The organism is Cellulomonas sp. P1_C4, assembly GCF_056406355.1.
Genome location: NZ_JBFUAI010000029.1, coordinates 12,880 through 31,379, shown reverse-complemented (window position 1 = coordinate 31,379; position 18,500 = coordinate 12,880). Strand labels below are relative to the sequence as shown.

Annotated in this window: 12 protein-coding genes and 3 rRNA genes; 1 reads left to right on the top strand and 14 read right to left on the bottom strand. The window is 68.5% G+C overall.

Features of this window, described 5'->3' with window-relative positions:
- Window positions 1-40: 40 nt before the first annotated feature.
- The 14 genes from rrf to argC all read right to left on the bottom strand — a co-directional run bounded on the left by rrf (window position 41) and on the right by argC (window position 17,426).
- Window positions 41-157: ribosomal RNA gene (gene rrf / locus AC1DYZ_RS18965) — 5S ribosomal RNA — on the bottom strand.
- Between the two features lie 79 nt (window positions 158-236).
- Window positions 237-3,352: ribosomal RNA gene (locus AC1DYZ_RS18960) — 23S ribosomal RNA — on the bottom strand.
- 451 nt (window positions 3,353-3,803) lie between these two features.
- Window positions 3,804-5,325: ribosomal RNA gene (locus tag AC1DYZ_RS18955) — 16S ribosomal RNA — on the bottom strand.
- Together the 16S, 23S and 5S rRNA genes form the textbook arrangement of a ribosomal RNA operon.
- Window positions 5,326-5,974: 649 nt before the next feature.
- Window positions 5,975-7,237 carry a tyrosine--tRNA ligase gene (gene tyrS, locus AC1DYZ_RS18950; RefSeq protein WP_477066660.1) on the bottom strand — a complete coding sequence of 421 codons (1,263 nt, stop codon included), beginning with the start codon at window positions 7,235-7,237 and terminating at the stop codon, window positions 5,975-5,977.
- Between the two features lie 100 nt (window positions 7,238-7,337).
- Window positions 7,338-8,042, bottom strand: a complete 705-nt coding sequence (locus AC1DYZ_RS18945; RefSeq protein ID WP_477066659.1) for a DNA-3-methyladenine glycosylase — start codon at window positions 8,040-8,042, stop codon at window positions 7,338-7,340.
- Window positions 8,039-8,656: a uridine kinase family protein gene (locus AC1DYZ_RS18940; RefSeq protein WP_477066658.1), complete on the bottom strand. Its 618-nt coding sequence runs from the start codon at window positions 8,654-8,656 to the stop codon at window positions 8,039-8,041. The genes AC1DYZ_RS18945 and AC1DYZ_RS18940 overlap by 4 nt, the downstream gene beginning before the upstream one ends.
- Complete coding sequence (gene argH, locus AC1DYZ_RS18935; protein ID WP_477066664.1) at window positions 8,641-10,038, bottom strand: argininosuccinate lyase; 1,398 nt, start codon at window positions 10,036-10,038, stop codon at window positions 8,641-8,643. Before argH ends, AC1DYZ_RS18940 begins: the two co-directional genes overlap by 16 nt.
- A gap of 61 nt (window positions 10,039-10,099) precedes the next feature.
- Window positions 10,100-11,338, bottom strand: a complete 1,239-nt coding sequence (locus tag AC1DYZ_RS18930) for an argininosuccinate synthase (protein WP_456826428.1) — start codon at window positions 11,336-11,338, stop codon at window positions 10,100-10,102.
- A 49-nt stretch (window positions 11,339-11,387) separates the two neighbouring features.
- A complete protein-coding gene (locus tag AC1DYZ_RS18925) occupies window positions 11,388-11,918 on the bottom strand; it encodes an arginine repressor (RefSeq protein ID WP_456826427.1) in 531 nt (176 codons plus the stop codon).
- Window positions 11,915-12,847: an ornithine carbamoyltransferase gene (gene argF / locus AC1DYZ_RS18920; RefSeq protein ID WP_477066657.1), complete on the bottom strand. Its 933-nt coding sequence runs from the start codon at window positions 12,845-12,847 to the stop codon at window positions 11,915-11,917. The genes AC1DYZ_RS18925 and argF overlap by 4 nt, the downstream gene beginning before the upstream one ends.
- 43 nt (window positions 12,848-12,890) lie before the next feature.
- Window positions 12,891-14,180: an acetylornithine transaminase gene (locus AC1DYZ_RS18915; protein ID WP_477066656.1), complete on the bottom strand. Its 1,290-nt coding sequence runs from the start codon at window positions 14,178-14,180 to the stop codon at window positions 12,891-12,893.
- Window positions 14,177-15,151 (bottom strand): acetylglutamate kinase, encoded by a 975-nt coding sequence (gene argB, locus AC1DYZ_RS18910; protein ID WP_456826424.1) that lies wholly within the window; start codon window positions 15,149-15,151, stop codon window positions 14,177-14,179. The genes AC1DYZ_RS18915 and argB overlap by 4 nt, the downstream gene beginning before the upstream one ends.
- On the bottom strand, window positions 15,148-16,365 hold the full coding sequence (argJ, locus tag AC1DYZ_RS18905) for a bifunctional glutamate N-acetyltransferase/amino-acid acetyltransferase ArgJ (RefSeq protein ID WP_477066655.1): 1,218 nt from the start codon (window positions 16,363-16,365) through the stop codon (window positions 15,148-15,150). The genes argB and argJ overlap by 4 nt, the downstream gene beginning before the upstream one ends.
- Window positions 16,362-17,426 carry an N-acetyl-gamma-glutamyl-phosphate reductase gene (gene argC / locus AC1DYZ_RS18900; RefSeq protein WP_477066654.1) on the bottom strand — a complete coding sequence of 355 codons (1,065 nt, stop codon included), beginning with the start codon at window positions 17,424-17,426 and terminating at the stop codon, window positions 16,362-16,364. The genes argJ and argC overlap by 4 nt, the downstream gene beginning before the upstream one ends.
- A gap of 82 nt (window positions 17,427-17,508) precedes the next feature.
- On the opposite strand from argC, the gene AC1DYZ_RS18895 reads away from it, so the two are divergent.
- Entirely contained in the window at window positions 17,509-18,492 is a 984-nt protein-coding gene (locus AC1DYZ_RS18895) for a quinone oxidoreductase family protein (protein WP_477066663.1), read from the top strand.
- Window positions 18,493-18,500 lie beyond the last annotated feature (8 nt).

Genomic DNA, 18,500 nt, shown 5'->3' with positions numbered 1-18,500 from the left:
GAAGAAGCCACCCCCGTAGGGGTGGCTTCTCCTGAATGATGTCCGGCGGCGTCCTACTCTCCCACACCCTGGCGAGTGCAGTACCATCGGCGCTGAAGGGCTTAGCTTCCGGGTTCGGAATGGGACCGGGCGTTTCCCCTTCGCTATGACCGCCGTAACGTTGTCGAGTTGTCAAACGGGTTCCCGTTCGTCTCTCGGGAACCGCACAGTGGACGCGTAGCAAAGCAATGAATGAAGTGGTGAAGTTGTCGGCTTATTAGTACCGGTCAGCTGCAAGGGTCTTGAGTCCCCTCTTCCACATCCGGCCTATCTACCCAGTGGTCTAGCTGGGAGCCTCTCACCCCTCGAGGGGGCATGGAAACCTCATCTTGAAGCAGGCTTCCCGCTTAGATGCTTTCAGCGGTTATCCCTTCCGAACGTAGCTAACCAGCCGTGCTCCTGGCGGAACAACTGGCACACCAGAGGTTCGTCCGTCCCGGTCCTCTCGTACTAGGGACAGCCCTTCTCAAGTTTCCTGCGCGCGCAGCGGATAGGGACCGAACTGTCTCACGACGTTCTAAACCCAGCTCGCGTACCGCTTTAATGGGCGAACAGCCCAACCCTTGGGACCTACTCCAGCCCCAGGATGCGACGAGCCGACATCGAGGTGCCAAACCATGCCGTCGATATGGACTCTTGGGCAAGATCAGCCTGTTATCCCCGGGGTACCTTTTATCCGTTGAGCGACGGCGCTTCCACAAGCCACCGCCGGATCACTAGTTCCGACTTTCGTCCCTGCTCGACCTGTCAGTCTCACAGTCAAGCTCCCTTGTGCACTTGCACTCGCCACCTGATTGCCAACCAGGCTGAGGGAACCTTTGAGCGCCTCCGTTACATTTTAGGAGGCAACCGCCCCAGTTAAACTACCCACCAGGCACTGTCCCTAGTCCGGATCACGGACCGAGGTTAGATATCCAGAGCGACCAGAGTGGTATTTCAACGTTGACTCCACCGACACTGGCGTGCCGGCTTCACAGTCTCCCACCTATCCTACACAAGCCGCACCGAACACCAATACCAAGCTATAGTAAAGGTCCCGGGGTCTTTCCGTCCTGCTGCGCGTAACGAGCATCTTTACTCGTAGTGCAATTTCGCCGAGTTCGCGGTTGAGACAGCGGAGAAGTCGTTACGCCATTCGTGCAGGTCGGAACTTACCCGACAAGGAATTTCGCTACCTTAGGATGGTTATAGTTACCACCGCCGTTTACTGGGGCTTAAATTCTGAGCTTCGCCTTGCGGCTGACCCGTCCTCTTAACCTTCCAGCACCGGGCAGGCGTCAGTCCGTATACATCGTCTTGCGACTTCGCACGGACCTGTGTTTTTAGTAAACAGTCGCTTCTCCCTGGTCTCTGCGGCCCTTCACGCTCCCCGAGCAAGTCGGTTCACGCTTCAGGCCCCCCTTCTCCCGAAGTTACGGGGGCATTTTGCCGAGTTCCTTAACCACGATTCTCTCGATCGCCTTGGTATTCTCTACCTGATCACCTGAGTCGGTTTGGGGTACGGGCGGCTAGAACCTCGCGTCGAGGCTTTTCTTGGCAGCATAGGATCACCAGATTCCCGCTAATGCGGTCACCGTCAGCTCTCAGGCTATGTGAGGTGCGGATTTGCCTACACCTCGCCCTACGACCTTGGACGTGGACTACCATCGCCACGCTTGGCTACCTTCCTGCGTCACCCCTGTTAATACGCTTACCTACTACCGGTTCGGGTCACGCGCTCCCTGGTGCGGTGTCCCCGAAGGGACGATGCACCAGCTCGGGCGTTTAGCATCACCGGGCTCGGTATGGGCGGTTCTTCGCCGGTACGGGAATATCAACCCGTTGTCCATCGACTACGCCTGTCGGCCTCGCCTTAGGTCCCGACTTACCCAGGGCGGATTAGCCTGGCCCTGGAACCCTTGATCATTCGGCGGACGGGTTTCTCACCCGTCATTCGCTACTCATGCCTGCATTCTCACTCGTGTGGCGTCCACCGCTGGGTTCCCCCGCGACTTCACTCGCCACACGACGCTCCCCTACCCATCCACACGCCTGAACACACCCGAGGGTGCGCTGAGCTGATATGTGAATGCCACAGCTTCGGCGGTATACTTGAGCCCCGCTACATTGTCGGCGCGGAATCACTTGACCAGTGAGCTATTACGCACTCTTTCAAGGGTGGCTGCTTCTAAGCCAACCTCCTGGTTGTCTGTGCAACTCCACATCCTTTCCCACTTAGCATACGCTTAGGGGCCTTAGCTGGTGGTCTGGGCTGTTTCCCTCTCGACTACGGAGCTTATCCCCCGCAGTCTCACTGCCACGCTCTGGCTTACCGGCATTCGGAGTTTGGCTAACGTCAGTAACCTGGTGGGGCCCATCGGCTATCCAGTAGCTCTACCTCCGGCAAGAAACACGTGACGCTGCACCTAAATGCATTTCGGGGAGAACCAGCTATCACGGAGTTTGATTGGCCTTTCACCCCTAACCACAGGTCATCCCCCAGGTTTTCAACCCTGGTGGGTTCGGTCCTCCACGCGGTCTTACCCGCGCTTCAACCTGCCCATGGCTAGATCACTCCGCTTCGGGTCTAGAGCACGCGACTGAGACGCCCTATTCGGACTCGCTTTCGCTACGGCTTCCCCACACGGGTTAACCTCGCCACGTACCACTAACTCGCAGGCTCATTCTTCAAAAGGCACGCTGTCACCCCTGCTAGGGAGGCTCCAACGGATTGTAGGCACACGGTTTCAGGTACTATTTCACTCCCCTCCCGGGGTACTTTTCACCTTTCCCTCACGGTACTTGTCCGCTATCGGTCACTAGGTAGTATTTAGGCTTACACAGTGGTCTGTGCAGATTCACTCCAGGTTTCTCGGGCCCGGAGCTACTTGGGATCCCCTTCGGGAGGCCACGCCATTTCGTCTACGGGGGTCACACCCTCTGTGCCGGGCCTTTCAATGCCCTTCGACTATGACGCGACTTTCTGACTCCCTGTCGGATCGGCAGATCCAACGGAAAGGTCCCACAACCCCGTGCACGCAACGCCTGCCGGCTTGAACACGTACACGGTTTGGCCTGATCCGCTTTCGCTCGCCACTACTCACGGAATATCTCTTCCTGGCGGTACTGAGATGTTTCACTTCCCGCCGTTCCCTCCACACACCCTATATATTCAGGTGCGGGTCACACGACATGACTCGTGCGGGGTTTCCCCATTCGGACATCCTCGGATCACGGTTCGTTTGCCAACTCCCCGAGGCTTATCGCAGGCTACAACGTCCTTCTTCGGCTCCTAGTGCCAAGGCATCCACCCTGTGCCCTTATAAACTTGACCACAAAGATCATTCATAAAAGATGCTCGCGTCCACTGTGCAGTTCTCAAGCTACGACCGGTCACCAGCACCCTCACCCCAGCGCCTACCCACCACCCAGGCACCCTTSCGGGACCCGTGCAGTCAGCGGTTCGTCTGAGCGGTACCAGCCCGCAGCCACCCGAGCCCGACCCCCACCCGCAGGTGAGCGCAAGACCCGTAGCGACCCTGAACGAACAACCTTCCGGCTGTTCCCTCAGGACCCAACAGCGTGCCCAGCCGACCCCTCACCAGCAACGATCCGTTCCCACCCGACCCCGAAGGATCGACGTACTAGGTCGCCACCAGCTCGTAAGCCGGCCACAGTCGATGTTCCACCCTCGAGCACCGTCCCCCACTCGTTCGGCARGGACAACGGGCCTGGACACCCTCCACCACCCATGACAGGCGATGTGGCTGCCAGATGCTCCTTAGAAAGGAGGTGATCCAGCCGCACCTTCCGGTACGGCTACCTTGTTACGACTTAGTCCCAATCGCCAGTCCCACCTTCGACAGCTCCCCCTCTTACGAGTTGGGCCACTGGCTTCGGGTGTTACCGACTTTCGTGACTTGACGGGCGGTGTGTACAAGGCCCGGGAACGTATTCACCGCAGCGTTGCTGATCTGCGATTACTAGCGACTCCGACTTCATGGGGTCGAGTTGCAGACCCCAATCCGAACTGAGACCGGCTTTTTGGGATTCGCTCCACCTCGCGGTATCGCAGCCCTTTGTACCGGCCATTGTAGCATGCGTGAAGCCCAAGACATAAGGGGCATGATGATTTGACGTCATCCCCACCTTCCTCCGAGTTGACCCCGGCAGTCTCCCATGAGTCCCCGGCATAACCCGCTGGCAACATGGGACGAGGGTTGCGCTCGTTGCGGGACTTAACCCAACATCTCACGACACGAGCTGACGACAACCATGCACCACCTGTACACCGACCTTGCGGGGCAACCATCTCTGGAAGTTTCCGGTGTATGTCAAGCCTTGGTAAGGTTCTTCGCGTTGCATCGAATTAATCCGCATGCTCCGCCGCTTGTGCGGGCCCCCGTCAATTTCTTTGAGTTTTAGCCTTGCGGCCGTACTCCCCAGGCGGGGCACTTAATGCGTTTGCTGCGGCACGGAACTCGTGGAATGAGCCCCACACCTAGTGCCCAACGTTTACGGCATGGACTACCAGGGTATCTAATCCTGTTCGCTCCCCATGCTTTCGCTCCTCAGCGTCAGTTGCGGCCCAGTGACCTGCCTTCGCCATCGGTGTTCCTCCTGATATCTGCGCATTCCACCGCTACACCAGGAATTCCAGTCACCCCTACCGCACTCTAGTCTGCCCGTACCCACTGCAAGCCCAAGGTTGAGCCTTAGGTTTTCACAGCAGACGCGACAAACCGCCTACGAGCTCTTTACGCCCAATAATTCCGGACAACGCTTGCGCCCTACGTATTACCGCGGCTGCTGGCACGTAGTTAGCCGGCGCTTCTTCTGCAGGTACCGTCACTTTCGCTTCTTCCCTGCTGAAAGAGGTTTACAACCCGAAGGCCGTCATCCCTCACGCGGCGTCGCTGCATCAGGCTTGCGCCCATTGTGCAATATTCCCCACTGCTGCCTCCCGTAGGAGTCTGGGCCGTATCTCAGTCCCAGTGTGGCCGGTCGCCCTCTCAGGCCGGCTACCCGTCGTCGCCTTGGTAGGCCACTACCCCACCAACAAGCTGATAGGCCGCGAGCCCATCCCAGACCGATAAATCTTTCCAGACGCCACACATGCGTGTGCGTCTCGTATCCGGTATTAGCCATCGTTTCCCATGGTTATTCCAGAGTCTAGGGCAGGTTGCTCACGTGTTACTCACCCGTTCGCCACTGATCAGACCAGCAAGCTGGCCATCACCGTTCGACTTGCATGTGTTAAGCACGCCGCCAGCGTTCGTCCTGAGCCAGAATCAAACTCTCCGTAAATGTCTACATGGCACCCCACCACCCAAAAGCAGTGAAGCAACCGACACACGAAACGGTCCCGATAAGGACCAATCAGATTCGGCTGAATTGTGGCACCCGCCCCCCACGGAGGTGAAGAAACGGACACCAATCTCAACCAAGACCCACCACCTCAGCACCCACACCCCAAACAGGGCATGACCACCTCTGATAGCGAGCCATATGGCATCGACTATTTGGCACACTGTTGAGTTCTCAAGGAACAGACGCGCATCTCCTCGAGATCTTGCGATCTCATCCGAGAGGCTTTGTCGTTCTGAATCCTACCTGGCTTTTCGGCCGCCTCCCGCCACCCTCGCGGGCGAGCAGTCCGCGGGCCTGGAGCCCGTCCCCGTCCGGCTTCAGGGCGCACGAAGCGCCTGTGAAGACGAGCGGGGGTGGCCACCCTAGGGACCAGCCACCGTGGTTCGATCCGCGGTGTCCGTTCCTCCCTCTCGGGCGACATCGAGAACATTACGCGGGTGTTGCGGCGGGTGGCAAATCCCTGCGCGGTGACCCCGGTCACCAGACCCGTCCCGTGGGGTCGAGTGCCTGGTCAGAGGCCGGAAACGAGACGACGAACCCCCGCGGCCCGGGTCGGCGCGGGGGTTCGTCGGGCGGTATGCCGGGATCAGGCGTGGGCGTCGACCACCGCGAGGGTGCGCTTTCCGCGGCGCAGGACCGCCCACCGCCCGTGCAGGAGGTCGTCCGGCGTCAGGACGGCGTCCTCGGAGGCGACCCGCACGTTGTTGACGGAGGCTCCGCCCTCGGCGATCGCCCGGCGCGCGGCGCCCTTGCTCGCGACGACCCCGGTGGCCGCCAGGAGGTCGGCGATGCCGTCGCCGGCCGCCCCGGCTGCCGACGGCAGCTCCGCGACGGCGGCGGCGAGCGTTGCGGCGTCCAGGTCGGCGAGCGAGCCACGGCCGAAGAGCGCCTGGCTGGCGGCGACGACCTGGTCCGCGGCGTCCGACCCGTGCACCAGCGACGTCACCTCGTAGGCGAGGGCTCGCTGGGCCTCACGCGCGGCCGGACGTGCTGCCACCGCCTCTGCGAGCTCGACGATCTCCTCCCGCGAGCGGAAGGAGAAGACCTTGAGGTAGCCGACCACGTCGGCGTCGTCGACGTTGAGCCAGAACTGGAAGAACGCGTAGGGGCTCGTGAGCTCCGGGTCCAGCCAGACGGTCCCCGACTCGGTCTTGCCGAACTTGGTGCCGTCCGCCTTGGTGATGAGCGGCGTGGTGAGCGCGTGCACCGAGACGCCTTCGGCCTTGCGGATCAGCTCGACGCCCGAGAGGAGGTTGCCCCACTGGTCGCTGCCCCCGGTCTGCAGCGTGATCCCGTGGCGGCGGTGCAGCTCGAGGTAGTCCATCCCCTGCAGGATCTGGTAGCTGAACTCGGTGAAGCTGATGCCGGTATCGCTGTTCAGGCGACGTGCCACGGTGTCCTTGGCCAGCATGGTGCCCAGGCGGTAGTGCTTGCCGATGTCCCGCAGGAAGTCGATGGCCGACAGCGGCGCCGTCCAGTCCAGGTTGTTCACCATGGTCGCCGCGTTGGCACCGTCGAAGCGGAGCAGGGGTTCGATCTGCTTGCGGATGCGCTCGACCCAGCCCGAGACGACGTCGCGATCGTTGAGCGTGCGCTCCCCCGCCATCTTCGGGTCGCCGATGAGTCCGGTGGCGCCGCCGACCAGGCCGAACGGCGTGTGGCCGGCGTCCTGCAGTCGGCGGACGGTGAGGATCTGGACGAGGTTGCCGATGTGCAGGCTCGGCGCGGTGGGGTCGAAGCCGCAGTAGAGCGACACCGGGCCGTCCGACAGTGCGGTGCGCAGGTCGTCGAGGTCGGTGGTCTGGGCGATGAGCCCGCGCCACTCGAGCTCGTCGAGGATGTGGTTCACGAGGTCTCCAGGCAGTAGGCCGGCGTCAGCACGGCGAGGAAGTCGGAAAGGACGTGGGAAAGGCGGGTGGTCGGAGGCGTCGGGCCGGCGTCGTCGTCCCTCACGGGACGTCTACCGACGCCGGCGCGCGATACGCCGGGCGGTACGCGGAGACCGTGCGCTCGTCGGTGAGCCAGTAGCGCCAGGGGAACCGGGTKCCCTCGCCGCCCGAGCCCGAGACGCCCACCCGCGGCCCGCTCTTGTGGGTCGGCTGGGCGACGACCTGCTGGCGGTGCAGCACAATGTCGCCGCCGGCCTCCGTGATGTCCGCGCCGTTGGCCCGCATGTCGAGCCCCAGGGCGACGGCCAGGCGCGCCGGGCCGCGCGCGAGCTGGCGCTCCGAGTCGACGACGCCGACGGCCTCGCGGCGCTGCCACGCCAGGTCGGTGCCCTCGACGATCTCGCCCGCGCGCAGAAGGACGGCCGACGGGCTGCCGGTGGGCTCGGTGACGATGTTGAGGCAGTGGTGCAGGCCCAGGTGGCGGTAGACGTACAGCCGGCCGGGCTCCGCGAACATCACCGCGTTGCGGGAGGTACGGCCTCGGTAGGCGTGGGAGCCCGGGTCGTCGGCACCGCCGTACGCCTCGACCTCCGTGATCCGGAGGGTGACGTCACCCTCCGGCGACCGCGCCGTGAGGTAGGAGCCGAGCAGGTCGCGGGCCACGGCGTGGACCTCGCGGCTGAACCAGACGCGCGCCGGGACGGCCACGGGCGGGCGAGGCTCAGCGGCGTCCGGGGTCTGGAGCGGTTCCGACGACGTGCTCACGCGCCCATCCTGCCGTACGGCTCCGGTGCCTCGCGCCCGGAAACCAGGGTGCCGAACGCGTCGAGCCAGACGTCCGCCCGCTCGCGCGTGCGCTCGCGAGCGAAGTGCGCGGCCTCCTCGGTCATCCACGTGAGCCAGTGCTCGCGGGCGTCGGCCCCGTCGCGCGCGAGGCCCCGGTCGAGCCGGAGGTCTGTCGGCGCCTCGACCCAGACCCGCACGACGGCGACGTCGTCGACCGCCCGGCGGGCCGAGCCGCACCCCTCGAGGACGAGCAGGTCGGGGACCGGCAGGTCGACCCACTCCGCGAAGGCACCGGTGGGCCAGTCGTACCGCTGGTAGCGCCCGGGGCGGCCGCGGCGCAGCGGTTCGAGGACCTGCGCCGACAGCCGTGGCCACAACGAGCTCTCGAGGCCCGACCAGCCCTCGTAGAGGTCGTCGAGGTGCAGCACCGCGCAGCCCGGGCCGGCGGCCGCGGCGATCGCGGCCGCCGCCGTCGTCTTGCCGGAGCCCGCGGGCCCGTCGACGCAGACCAGCCGTACCGGGCCGAGTCGTGGAGGGCTGTCGACGGCGGCCGCGACGACCCGCTCGGCCGACGAGGTCAGGCTGTCGTCCACGCCCGGAGGTTCTGCGCCTGGCTGCGCGCGTTCACCAGCTGCGCGGCGACCGCGGACGGTGCCGTGCCGCCGACCGCGGAGCGGGACGCGAGCGACCCCTCCACGGTCAGCACGTCGCGCACGCCCGGCGTCAGGTGCGGCGAGATCGCCGCGAGCTCGTCGTCGGTCAGGTCCCACAGCTCGATCGCCGGCTCGTGCTCCTCGCAGGCCCGGACGCACGCGCCCGCGACCTCGTGCGCCACGCGGAACGGCACGCCCTGGCGGACGAGCCACTCCGCGATGTCCGTCGCGAGCGAGAAGCCCTGCGGCGCAAGCGACGCCATGCGATCGGTGTCGAACGTCAGCGTCTCGATCATCCCGGCGAACGCCGGCAGCAGGATCGAGAGCTGGTCGACCTGGTCGAACACCGGCTCCTTGTCCTCCTGGAGATCGCGGTTGTAGGCGAGCGGGAGGCCCTTGAGCGTCGCCAGCAGGCCGGTCAGGTCGCCGATCAGACGCCCGGCCTTGCCCCTGGCGAGCTCGGCGACGTCCGGGTTCTTCTTCTGCGGCATGATGCTCGACCCCGTGGAGTAGGCGTCGTGCAGGCGCACGAACCCGAACTCCTTGGTCGACCAGAGGATGACCTCCTCGGCCAGCCGCGAGATGTCGACCGCGAGCATGGCCGCGACGAACGCGAACTCCGCCACGACGTCGCGCGAGGCCGTGCCGTCGATCGAGTTCTCGACCGGGCCGACGAAGCCCAGCTCCTCGGCCACGGCGGCCGGGTCCAGGCCCAACGACGAACCCGCGAGCGCACCGGAGCCGTAGGGCGAGAACGCAGCCCGGCCGTCCCAGGAGATCCAGCGGTCGACGTCGCGCATGAGCGGCCAGGCGTGAGCCAGCAGGTGGTGGGCGAGCAGGACCGGCTGCGCGTGCTGCAGGTGCGTGCGGCCCGGCATCGGCGCGTCGCCGGCGGCGGTGGCCTGCGCGACGAGGGCGTCGACGACGTCGAGCACGAGCCCGGCGAGCGTGCGGGCCTCATCACGCAGGTACATCCGCACGAGGGTGGCGATCTGGTCGTTGCGGGACCGGCCCGCGCGGAGCTTGCCGCCGAGCTCGGCGCCCGCCCGCTCGATGAGCCCGCGCTCGAGGGCGGTGTGCACGTCCTCGTCCTCCAGGACGGGCAGGAAGTCGCCGCTGGCGACGTCCGCGCGCAGCCGCTCGAGCGCGTCCACCATGCCCGCGAGCTCGTCGCCCGTCAGCAGCCCGGCAGCGTGCAGGACGCGGGCGTGCGCGACGGAGCCGGAGATGTCGTGGCCCGCGAGCCGCCAGTCGAAGTGGGTCGACTGGGACAGCGCCTGGAGCGCCTGCGAGGGGCCGCCGGCGAACCGGCCGCCCCACAGCGAGACGTTGCCCGGCGCCTGAACGGCGGCGCCGGACGTCGTCGTGACCGCCTCTGGCGTGTCAGCCACTGATCCCGCCCTGCGTGCCGAGGTCCACGCCGTTGCCGAACCGCACGTCGCGCGCCGCGGCGAGCTTGGAGGACAGGCCGTAGATCTCGATGAAGCCCTTGGCGGCGGCCTGGTCGAACGTGTCGCCGGTGTCGTACGTCGCCAGGTTGAAGTCGTACAGGCTCGCGTCCGAGCGGCGGCCGGTGACCGTCGCGCGCCCGCCGTGCAGGACGATCCGCACGTCGCCGGACACGTAGCGCTGCGTGTCGTCGACGAACACGTCGAGCGACTTCTTCAGCGGCGAGAACCACTGGCCGTCGTAGACCAGCTCGGTCCAGCGCTGCTCGACGCCCCGCTTGAACCGGGCCTGCTCGCGCTCGACGGTGACGTTCTCGAGCTCCTGGTGCGCCGCGATGAGCGCGATCGCGCCGGGCGCCTCGTAGACCTCGCGGGACTTGATGCCGACGAGCCGGTCCTCGACGATGTCGATCCGGCCGATGCCCTGGGCGCCGGCGCGGCGGTTCATCTCCTGGATCGCCTGCAGCGGCGTGACCGGGATGCCGTCGAGCGCGACCGGGACGCCGGCCTCGAACGTGATGACGACCTCGTCGGCGACCGGCGGGAACGTCGGGTCGTCGGTGTACGTGTAGACGTCCTTCGTCGGGCCGTTCCAGATGTCCTCGAGGAAGCCGGTCTCGACCGCGCGGCCCCAGACGTTCTGGTCGATGGAGAAGGGGTTGTGCTTCGTCGTCTCGATCGGGAGCGCGTTGCGCGTCGCGAACTCGATGGCCTTGTCGCGGGTCAGCGCGAGGTCCCGGACCGGCGCGAGACAGGTCAGGTCGGGCGCCAGCGAGGTGATGCCGACCTCGAAGCGGACCTGGTCGTTGCCCTTGCCGGTGCAGCCGTGGGCGACGGTCGTGGCGCCGAACTGGCGGGCCGCGCGGACCAGGTGCTTGACGATGACCGGGCGGGAGAGCGCCGAGACCAGCGGGTAGCGGTCGAGGTAGAGCGCGTTGGCCTTGAGGGCCGGCATGCAGTACTCGGTGGCGAACTCGTCGCGGGCGTCGGCGACGTACGCCTCCACGGCGCCGCAGTCGAGGGCGCGCTGACGGATCACGTTGAGGTCCTCGCCGCCCTGGCCGACGTCGACCGCCACGGCGATCACCTCGGCACCGGTGGCCTCGGCGATCCAGCCGATGCCCACGGAGGTGTCCAGGCCGCCGGAGTAGGCGAGGACGACGCGCTCAGTCATGTTCTTCTCTCTTCGATGTGTGCGTGGTGCAGGAACGAGGTTCTGGGGGTCAGTCTGACGGACGGCCGCGCGACGGCGCGTCGGTGGCCAGTGCGAGGAAGCGTGCCGCGAGCGCCGTGCCGGTCTCGCCCTCGCGGGCGATGACCAGGACCGTGTCGTCGCCGGCGATGGTGCCCAGGATCGCGGGCAGGATCGAGTGGTCGATGGCGGACGCGAGGAACTGCGCGGCGCCCGGGGGCGTGCGCAGGACGACGAGGTTGCCCGACGCCTCCGCGGTGACCAGGAGCTCGGCGCACAGCCGGGCGAGGCGGGCGGCGAGCATCTCGTCGTCCGGTCCCGCCGCCGGGGTGCGCAACCCGCCCTCGGCCGGCACGGCGTACGCGAGGGCGCCGGACGGCGTGCGGATCTTCACCGCGCGCAGCTCGACCAGGTCGCGCGAGAGCGTCGCCTGCGTGACGGTGACGCCCTCGGCGGTGAGCAGCTCGGCGAGCTGCTGCTGCGAGTGCACCGTGCCGCGCGTGAGCAGCGCGGTGACGAGCGCGTGCCGCGCGGCCTTGGTGTGCGGGACGGTGACGCTCACGCGCTGTCCACGAGCCAGCTGAGCAGTGCCTTCTGCGCGTGCAGACGGTTCTCCGCCTCGTCCCAGACGACCGACTGCGGCCCGTCGAGGACCTCGGCGGTGATCTCCTTGCCGCGGTAGGCGGGCAGGCAGTGCAGGACGAGCGCGTCCGGCCGCGCGAGGGCCATCGCGGCTGCGTCGACTCGGAACGGCACGAACGGCGTCTCCCGGTCGGCTGCCTCGGCCTCCTGGCCCATCGAGATCCAGGTGTCGGTGGCGACGACGTCCGCGCCCGTGACTGCCTCGGCGATCGTGTGCACCACGGTCACCGACCCGCCCGTGCCGCGGGCGATCGCTGCCGCATCCGCGAGGATCGATGCGTCCGGGAGGTAGCCCTCCGGGGTGCCGATCCGCACGTGCAGCCCCGCGGTCGCGCCCCCGAGCAGGTACGAGTGCGACATGTTGTTGGCGCCGTCGCCGACGTACGCGAGCGTGCGGCCCGGCAACCCCGCGACGCCGCCGCGGTGCTGCGCGATCGTCGCCAGGTCCGCGAGGATCTGGCACGGGTGGAAGCTGTCGGTGAGCGCGTTCACCACGGGCACGCCCGCGTGCTCGGCCATCTGCTCGAGGCGGCGCTGGGAGAACGTCCGCCAGACGATCGCGGCCACCTGCCGGCCGAGCACCCGCGCGGTGTCCTCGATCGACTCGCGCTCGCCGATCCGGGCAAGCTTGCCGTCGACGCTCAGCGGGAAGCCGCCCAGCTCCGCGATGCCGGCCGTGAACGAGACCTGGGTGCGCAGGGTCGGCTTGTCGAAGATGACGGCGACCGCGCGCGGGCCCGTCAACGGCGTCCGGATGAAGCGGTCGTCGCGGAAGGCGAGGGCGAGCTCGAGGATCTCGCGCTGGTCGCGGGGGCTCAAGTCGTCGTCGCGGAGGAAGTGGCGGGTCATGACAGGTCACCGCCGATGAGGTCCCGCAGAACACCTGGACGGGTCATGACAGGTCCTGCGGGAGGGTCGCGAGGAAGTCGACGAACGTGCCGGCCTGGTCCTCGGTCAGCAGGAACGGCGGCGCGAGCCGGATCGTCGTCGGCGTGCACGGGTTGACGATGAATCCCGCCTCGAGGGCGCGCGCGGCGACCTCCGCGGCGACGGGCGCCGTGAGCTCGATCCCGATGAGGAAGCCTTCGCCGCGCACCTCGCCGACCAGCGGGTGCCCGAGGCCGGCGATCTTCGCGCGCAGGGAGGCTCCCAGCTCCGCGACGTGCGGCAGCAGGCCGTCGCGCTCGATCACGGCGATGGTGGCCAGGCCCGCCACGGACGCGACGGGGTTGCCGCCGAACGTGGTGCCGTGCTGACCGCGGCCGAGCAGCGTCGCGGTCGATTCGCCGTACGCGATGAGGGCTCCGACGGGGAACCCTCCGCCGAGCCCCTTCGCCACGGTCACGGCGTCGGGCACGATGCCGCCGCCGATGTGCGGGTGCTGGTGCGCGAACCAGGCGCCGGTGCGGCCCATGCCCGTCTGCACCTCGTCGAGGATCAGCAGGGCGCCGTGCTCGGCGGTCAGCCTCCGGGCGAGCGCGAGGTAACCGGACGGGAGGGGCCGCACGCCGGCCTCGCCCTGGAGCGGCTCGACGAACAGGGCCGCGATCCGGTCGCCGTCCTGCGCGAAGGCCGCCTCGAGGGCGTCGGCGTCGCCGAACGGCACGAACTCGACGCCGCCGGGCAGCGGCTCGAACGGCTCGCGGTACGCGGCCTTGTGCGTGAGCGCCAGCGCGCCCATGGAACGGCCGTGGAACGAGCCCTCGAGCGCAAGGATGCGCGGCCGCTCGGTGCCGCCGTTGCGGCGGGCGAGCTTGAACGCGGCCTCGTTGGCCTCCGTGCCGGAGTTGGTGAGGAACACGCGCGAGCCGGCCGGGGCGCCGGCCAGGCCGAGCAGCCGCTCCGCGAAGGCGATCTGCGTGGGGCTGGCGAAGAAGTTGGAGACGTGGCCGAGCGTGCCCAGCTGCGCGCTGATCGCCGCGGTCAGCGTCGGGTGCGCGTGGCCGAGCGAGTTCACCGCGATGCCTCCGAGGAGGTCGAGGTACCGCTTGCCGTCGGCGTCCCAGACGTAGGCGCCCTCGCCGCGGACCAGCACGCGCTGGGGTGCACCGAACGTGTCCATCAGCGCGTGCGTGTAGCGGTCGGTCCACTGGGCGACCGAGCCGTCGGTCGCGGGCACCGGGAGCGTCGCGTCCGGGGCCTCGGGCGACCGGTGCCGGGCCCGGACGTTCTCGACGGTCATGCGGTCACCTCGGGATCGTGGGGAATGACGGGGATCGGGGCCGTGAAGGGGGCGTCGGCCGGCTCCTCGTCGGGCAGGACCATGGTGCCGATGCCGTCGCTGGTGAACACCTCGACCAGGATCGAGTGCGGGGAGCGGCCGTCGATGACGTGGGCACGGCCGACACCACCCTCGACGGCCCGCCAGCAGGCCTCCATCTTCGGGCGCATGCCGGCGTCGAGCCCCGGCAGCATCTCCGCGAGGGAGCTGGCGCTCAGGCGGCGCACGAGGGAGCCCTTGTCCGGCCACCGGGTGTACAGGCCCTCGACGTCGGTGAGGACGATGAGCTTGCGCGCGCCGAGCGCCACCGCCAGCGCGGCGGCTGCCGTGTCGGCGTTGACGTTAAGCACCGTCGTCGGGTCGTCGAGGTCGGGCGCGACCGTGGAGACCACGGGGATACGTCCGGCGTCGAGCAGGTCCAGCACGGCGCCCGGGTTGACCTTGACGACGTCGCCGACCAGGCCGATGTCGACGTTCTCGCCGTCGATCACCGCGGTGCGACGCCGGGCCTGGAACAGGCCGCCGTCCTCCCCCGACAGCCCGACGGCGTGCGGGCCGTGCGCGTTGAGCAGCCCGACGAGCTCGCGCGAGACCTGCCCGGTGAGCACCATCCGCACGACGTCCATCGCCTCCGGCGTGGTCACGCGCAGCCCGCCGCGGAACTCCGACTCGATGCCGAGGCGGTCGAGCATGGCGTTGATCTGCGGTCCCCCGCCGTGCACGACGACGGGCTTGAGCCCGACCTGGCGCAGGAAGACCATGTCCTGCGCGAACGCGCGCTTGAGCTCCTCGTCGATCATCGCGTTGCCGCCGTACTTCACGACGACGAGCGCGCCCGCGAACTTCTGCAGCCACGGGAGGGCCTCGATGAGGACCTCCGCCTTCTGGTCGGCGCGCAGGTCCGTGCGGGTGTTGAACGTGAAGTCGGTCATGTGGAGTACGCGCTGTTCTCGAGGACGTAGTCGTGGGTGAGGTCGTTGGTCCAGACCGTGACCAGCTCGGACCCCGCGTGCAGGTCGATGAGCACGCGGACCTCGCGGCTCGCGGCCAGGTTGACCTCGGAGCGGGGCCGGAACGCCCCGCCGGCCTTGCACACCTGGACGCCGTTGATCGAGACGTCGAGCTGGTCGGGGTCGAACGCAGCGACGCTCTCCGGCACGGTGCCGACCTGCGCGAGCACGCGGCCCCAGTTGGGGTCGTTGCCGAACATCGCGGCCTTGAAGAGGTTGGACCGGGTCACGGCCCGGGCGACCGCGAGCGCGGCGTCCTGGGTCTCCGCGCCCATGACGGTCACCGCGATGTCGTGCGTCGCGCCCTCGGCGTCGGCCACCAGGGCGCGCGCGAGCTCGCCGCAGACCTGGGTGAGCGCCGCGGTGAAGCCCGCGGGGTCGGGGACCGAGCGGCTGGCGCCCGAGACCAGGAGCGTCACGGTGTCGGACGTCGACATGCAGCCGTCGGAGTCGATGCGGTCGAAGGTCTCGGACGTCGCGGTGCGCAGCGCCGCCGCGGCGGTCTCGGCGTCGATGACGGCGTCCGTGGTGATGACGCAGAGCATCGTCGCCAGTCCCGGGGCGAGCATCCCCGCGCCCTTGGCCATGCCGCCGACGGTCCACTTCCCGCGGTCGCCGTCGATGTGCATGTGGGCCGTCTTGGGGACGGTGTCGGTGGTCATGATCGCGATCGCGGCGTCCGGGCCCCCGTCGGGCGACAGCGCCTCCACCGCGAGGTCGACACCGGCCAGGAGCTTGTCGATGGGCAGCCGCTCGCCGATGAGACCGGTCGAGCAGACCACGACGTCACCGGACGAGATCTCCAGGGCGGCGCCGACCTTCTCGGCCGTGGCGTGGGTGTCCTGGAAGCCCTCGGGTCCGGTGCAGACGTTGGCGCCGCCGGAGTTGAGGACGACCGCGCTCACGACGCCGTCCGCGACCGCCTGACGAGACCAGACCACCGGGGCGCCCACGACGCGGTTCGTCGTGAAGACGGCCGCCGCCGCCTGCGACGGTCCGTCGTTGACCACGAGGGCGAGGTCGGGGCGGCCCGATCCCTTGAGCCCGGCGATGACGCCGGACGCCCTGAAGCCCGCCGCCGCGGTCACGCCGGGCGAGGGCAGGTCGACTGAGTCGTTGAGCACGTCCACGCTCACGGTGAAACTCCGTCCAGAGGGAGGCCGAGCGTCTCGGGCAGCCCGAGCGCGAGGTTGAGGGACTGCAGGGCGCCGCCGGCGGTGCCCTTGACCAGGTTGTCGATCGCCGTGACGGTGACGACGCGGCCGGCGCGCTCGTCGACCGCGACCTGAACGAGCGCGGTGTTGGCACCCAGCGTCGCAGCCGTCGTCGGCCACTGCCCCTCGGGCAGCAGCTGCACGAACGGCTCGTCGGCGTACGTCTCCTCCCACGCGGCGCGGACCGTGCTCGGGTCGACGCCGGCAGCGAGGCGGGCCGTGGCCGTCGCCAGGATCCCGCGCGCCATCGGCACGAGGGTCGGCGTGAACGAGATGGTCACGTCGTCGGCACCGGCGGACCGCAGGTTCTGCGCTATCTCGGGGATGTGCCGGTGGGTGCCGCCGACCGCGTACGGCTGCGCGGAGCCGAGCGCCTCGCTGGCCAGCAGGTGCGTCTTGAGCGACTTCCCCGCGCCCGAGTAGCCGTTGGCCAGCACGGCGACGAGGTCGGTCGGCTCGATGAGCCCGGCGGCCACGCCAGGCTGCAGACCGAGCGACACGGCGGTGACGTTGCAGCCCGGAACGGCGATCCGCCGTGCCCCGGCGAGGACCGCACGCTGACCCTGCGCGGTCCGCTCGCCCGGGTGCAGCAGCTCGGGCAGGCCGTACGGCCAGGTCCCGGCGTGCGCGCTCCCGTAGAACGCCTCCCAGTCGGCGGCGTCGACGAGCCGGTGGTCCGCACCGAGGTCGACGACGACGGCGCCGTCACCGAGGGCCTCGAGCTCCGCGGCGATCGCGCCGCTCGCACCGTGCGGCAGGGCGAGCACGACGACGTCGTGGCCCGCGAGCGCGTCGACCCCCGTCGGCTGGAGCACCTGGTCGGCAAGCGACCGCAGGTGCGGCTGGTGCGCGCCCAGCAGGCTGCCCGCGTTCGAGTGCGCGGTGAGGGTCCCGATCCGGGCCTCGGGGTGGGCGAGGAGCACGCGGAGCATCTCGCCGCCGGCATACCCGCTGGCACCCGCGACCGCGACCGTGAACGTCATGTGCATGAACATACACGGACATGTACGAAGATACGACAACCATTCCGGGAATGAGGATCGGATGCCGCCGCGTTCCGCCACCGTGCGCGCGATCCAGGCCACCGCCCCGGGCGGTCCCGACGTCCTCCAGCTGGTCGACCTCCCCGACCCCGAGCCCGCGGCCGACGAGGTCCTCGTCCGCGTCGCCGCCGCGGGCGTCAACTTCATCGACACCTACCGCCGCTCCGGCGCGTACACGATCCCGTTCCCGCACGTCGTGGGCTCGGAGGGCGCCGGCGTGGTCGTGGCGACCGGGACCGACGTCAGCGAGATCGCCGTGGGCGACCGCGTCGCGTGGTCGGCCGCGCCGGGGTCGTACGCCGAGCTGCTCACCGTGCGCGAGTCGCAGGCCCTGCTCGTACCCGAGGGCGTGTCCGACCACGTCGCCGCCGCGCTCCCGCTGCAGGGCATGACCGCGCACTACCTGGTCACCTCCACGTTCCCCCTCCAGCCGGGGCACGACGTGCTCGTGCACGCCGCCGCCGGCGGCGTCGGCCTGCTGCTCACCCAGCTCGCGTCCCGGCGCGGCGCCCGCGTCATCGCCACCGTCGGCAGCGCGGAGAAGGAGCGGCTGGCGCGCGAGGCCGGCGCGTCCGAGGTCATCCGGTACCGCGAGCTCGACGACCTCACGCGCGACCTGCCGGCCGAGGTGCGGGCCCTGACCGACGGTCGCGGGGTGCACGTCGTCTACGACTCCGTCGGCAAGGACACGTTCGACGCCTCGCTGGCGTCGGTGCACCGCCGCGGCACGCTCGTCCTGTTCGGCGCCTCCTCCGGCGCCGTCCCGCCGCTCGACCCGCAGCGGCTCAACGCCGCGGGGTCCGTCTTCCTCACCCGACCCAAGCTCGACGACCACACGGCCACCCGCGAGGAGCTGACGTGGCGCTCGCGCGAGCTGTTCGACGCGGTCCGCGCCGGCGAGCTCGACGTGCGGGTCGRCGCCACCTACCCCCTGGCCGACGCGGCCGAGGCCCACCGCGCGCTCGAGTCGCGCTCCACGACCGGAAAGGTCCTTCTCCTCCCGTGACGATCGAC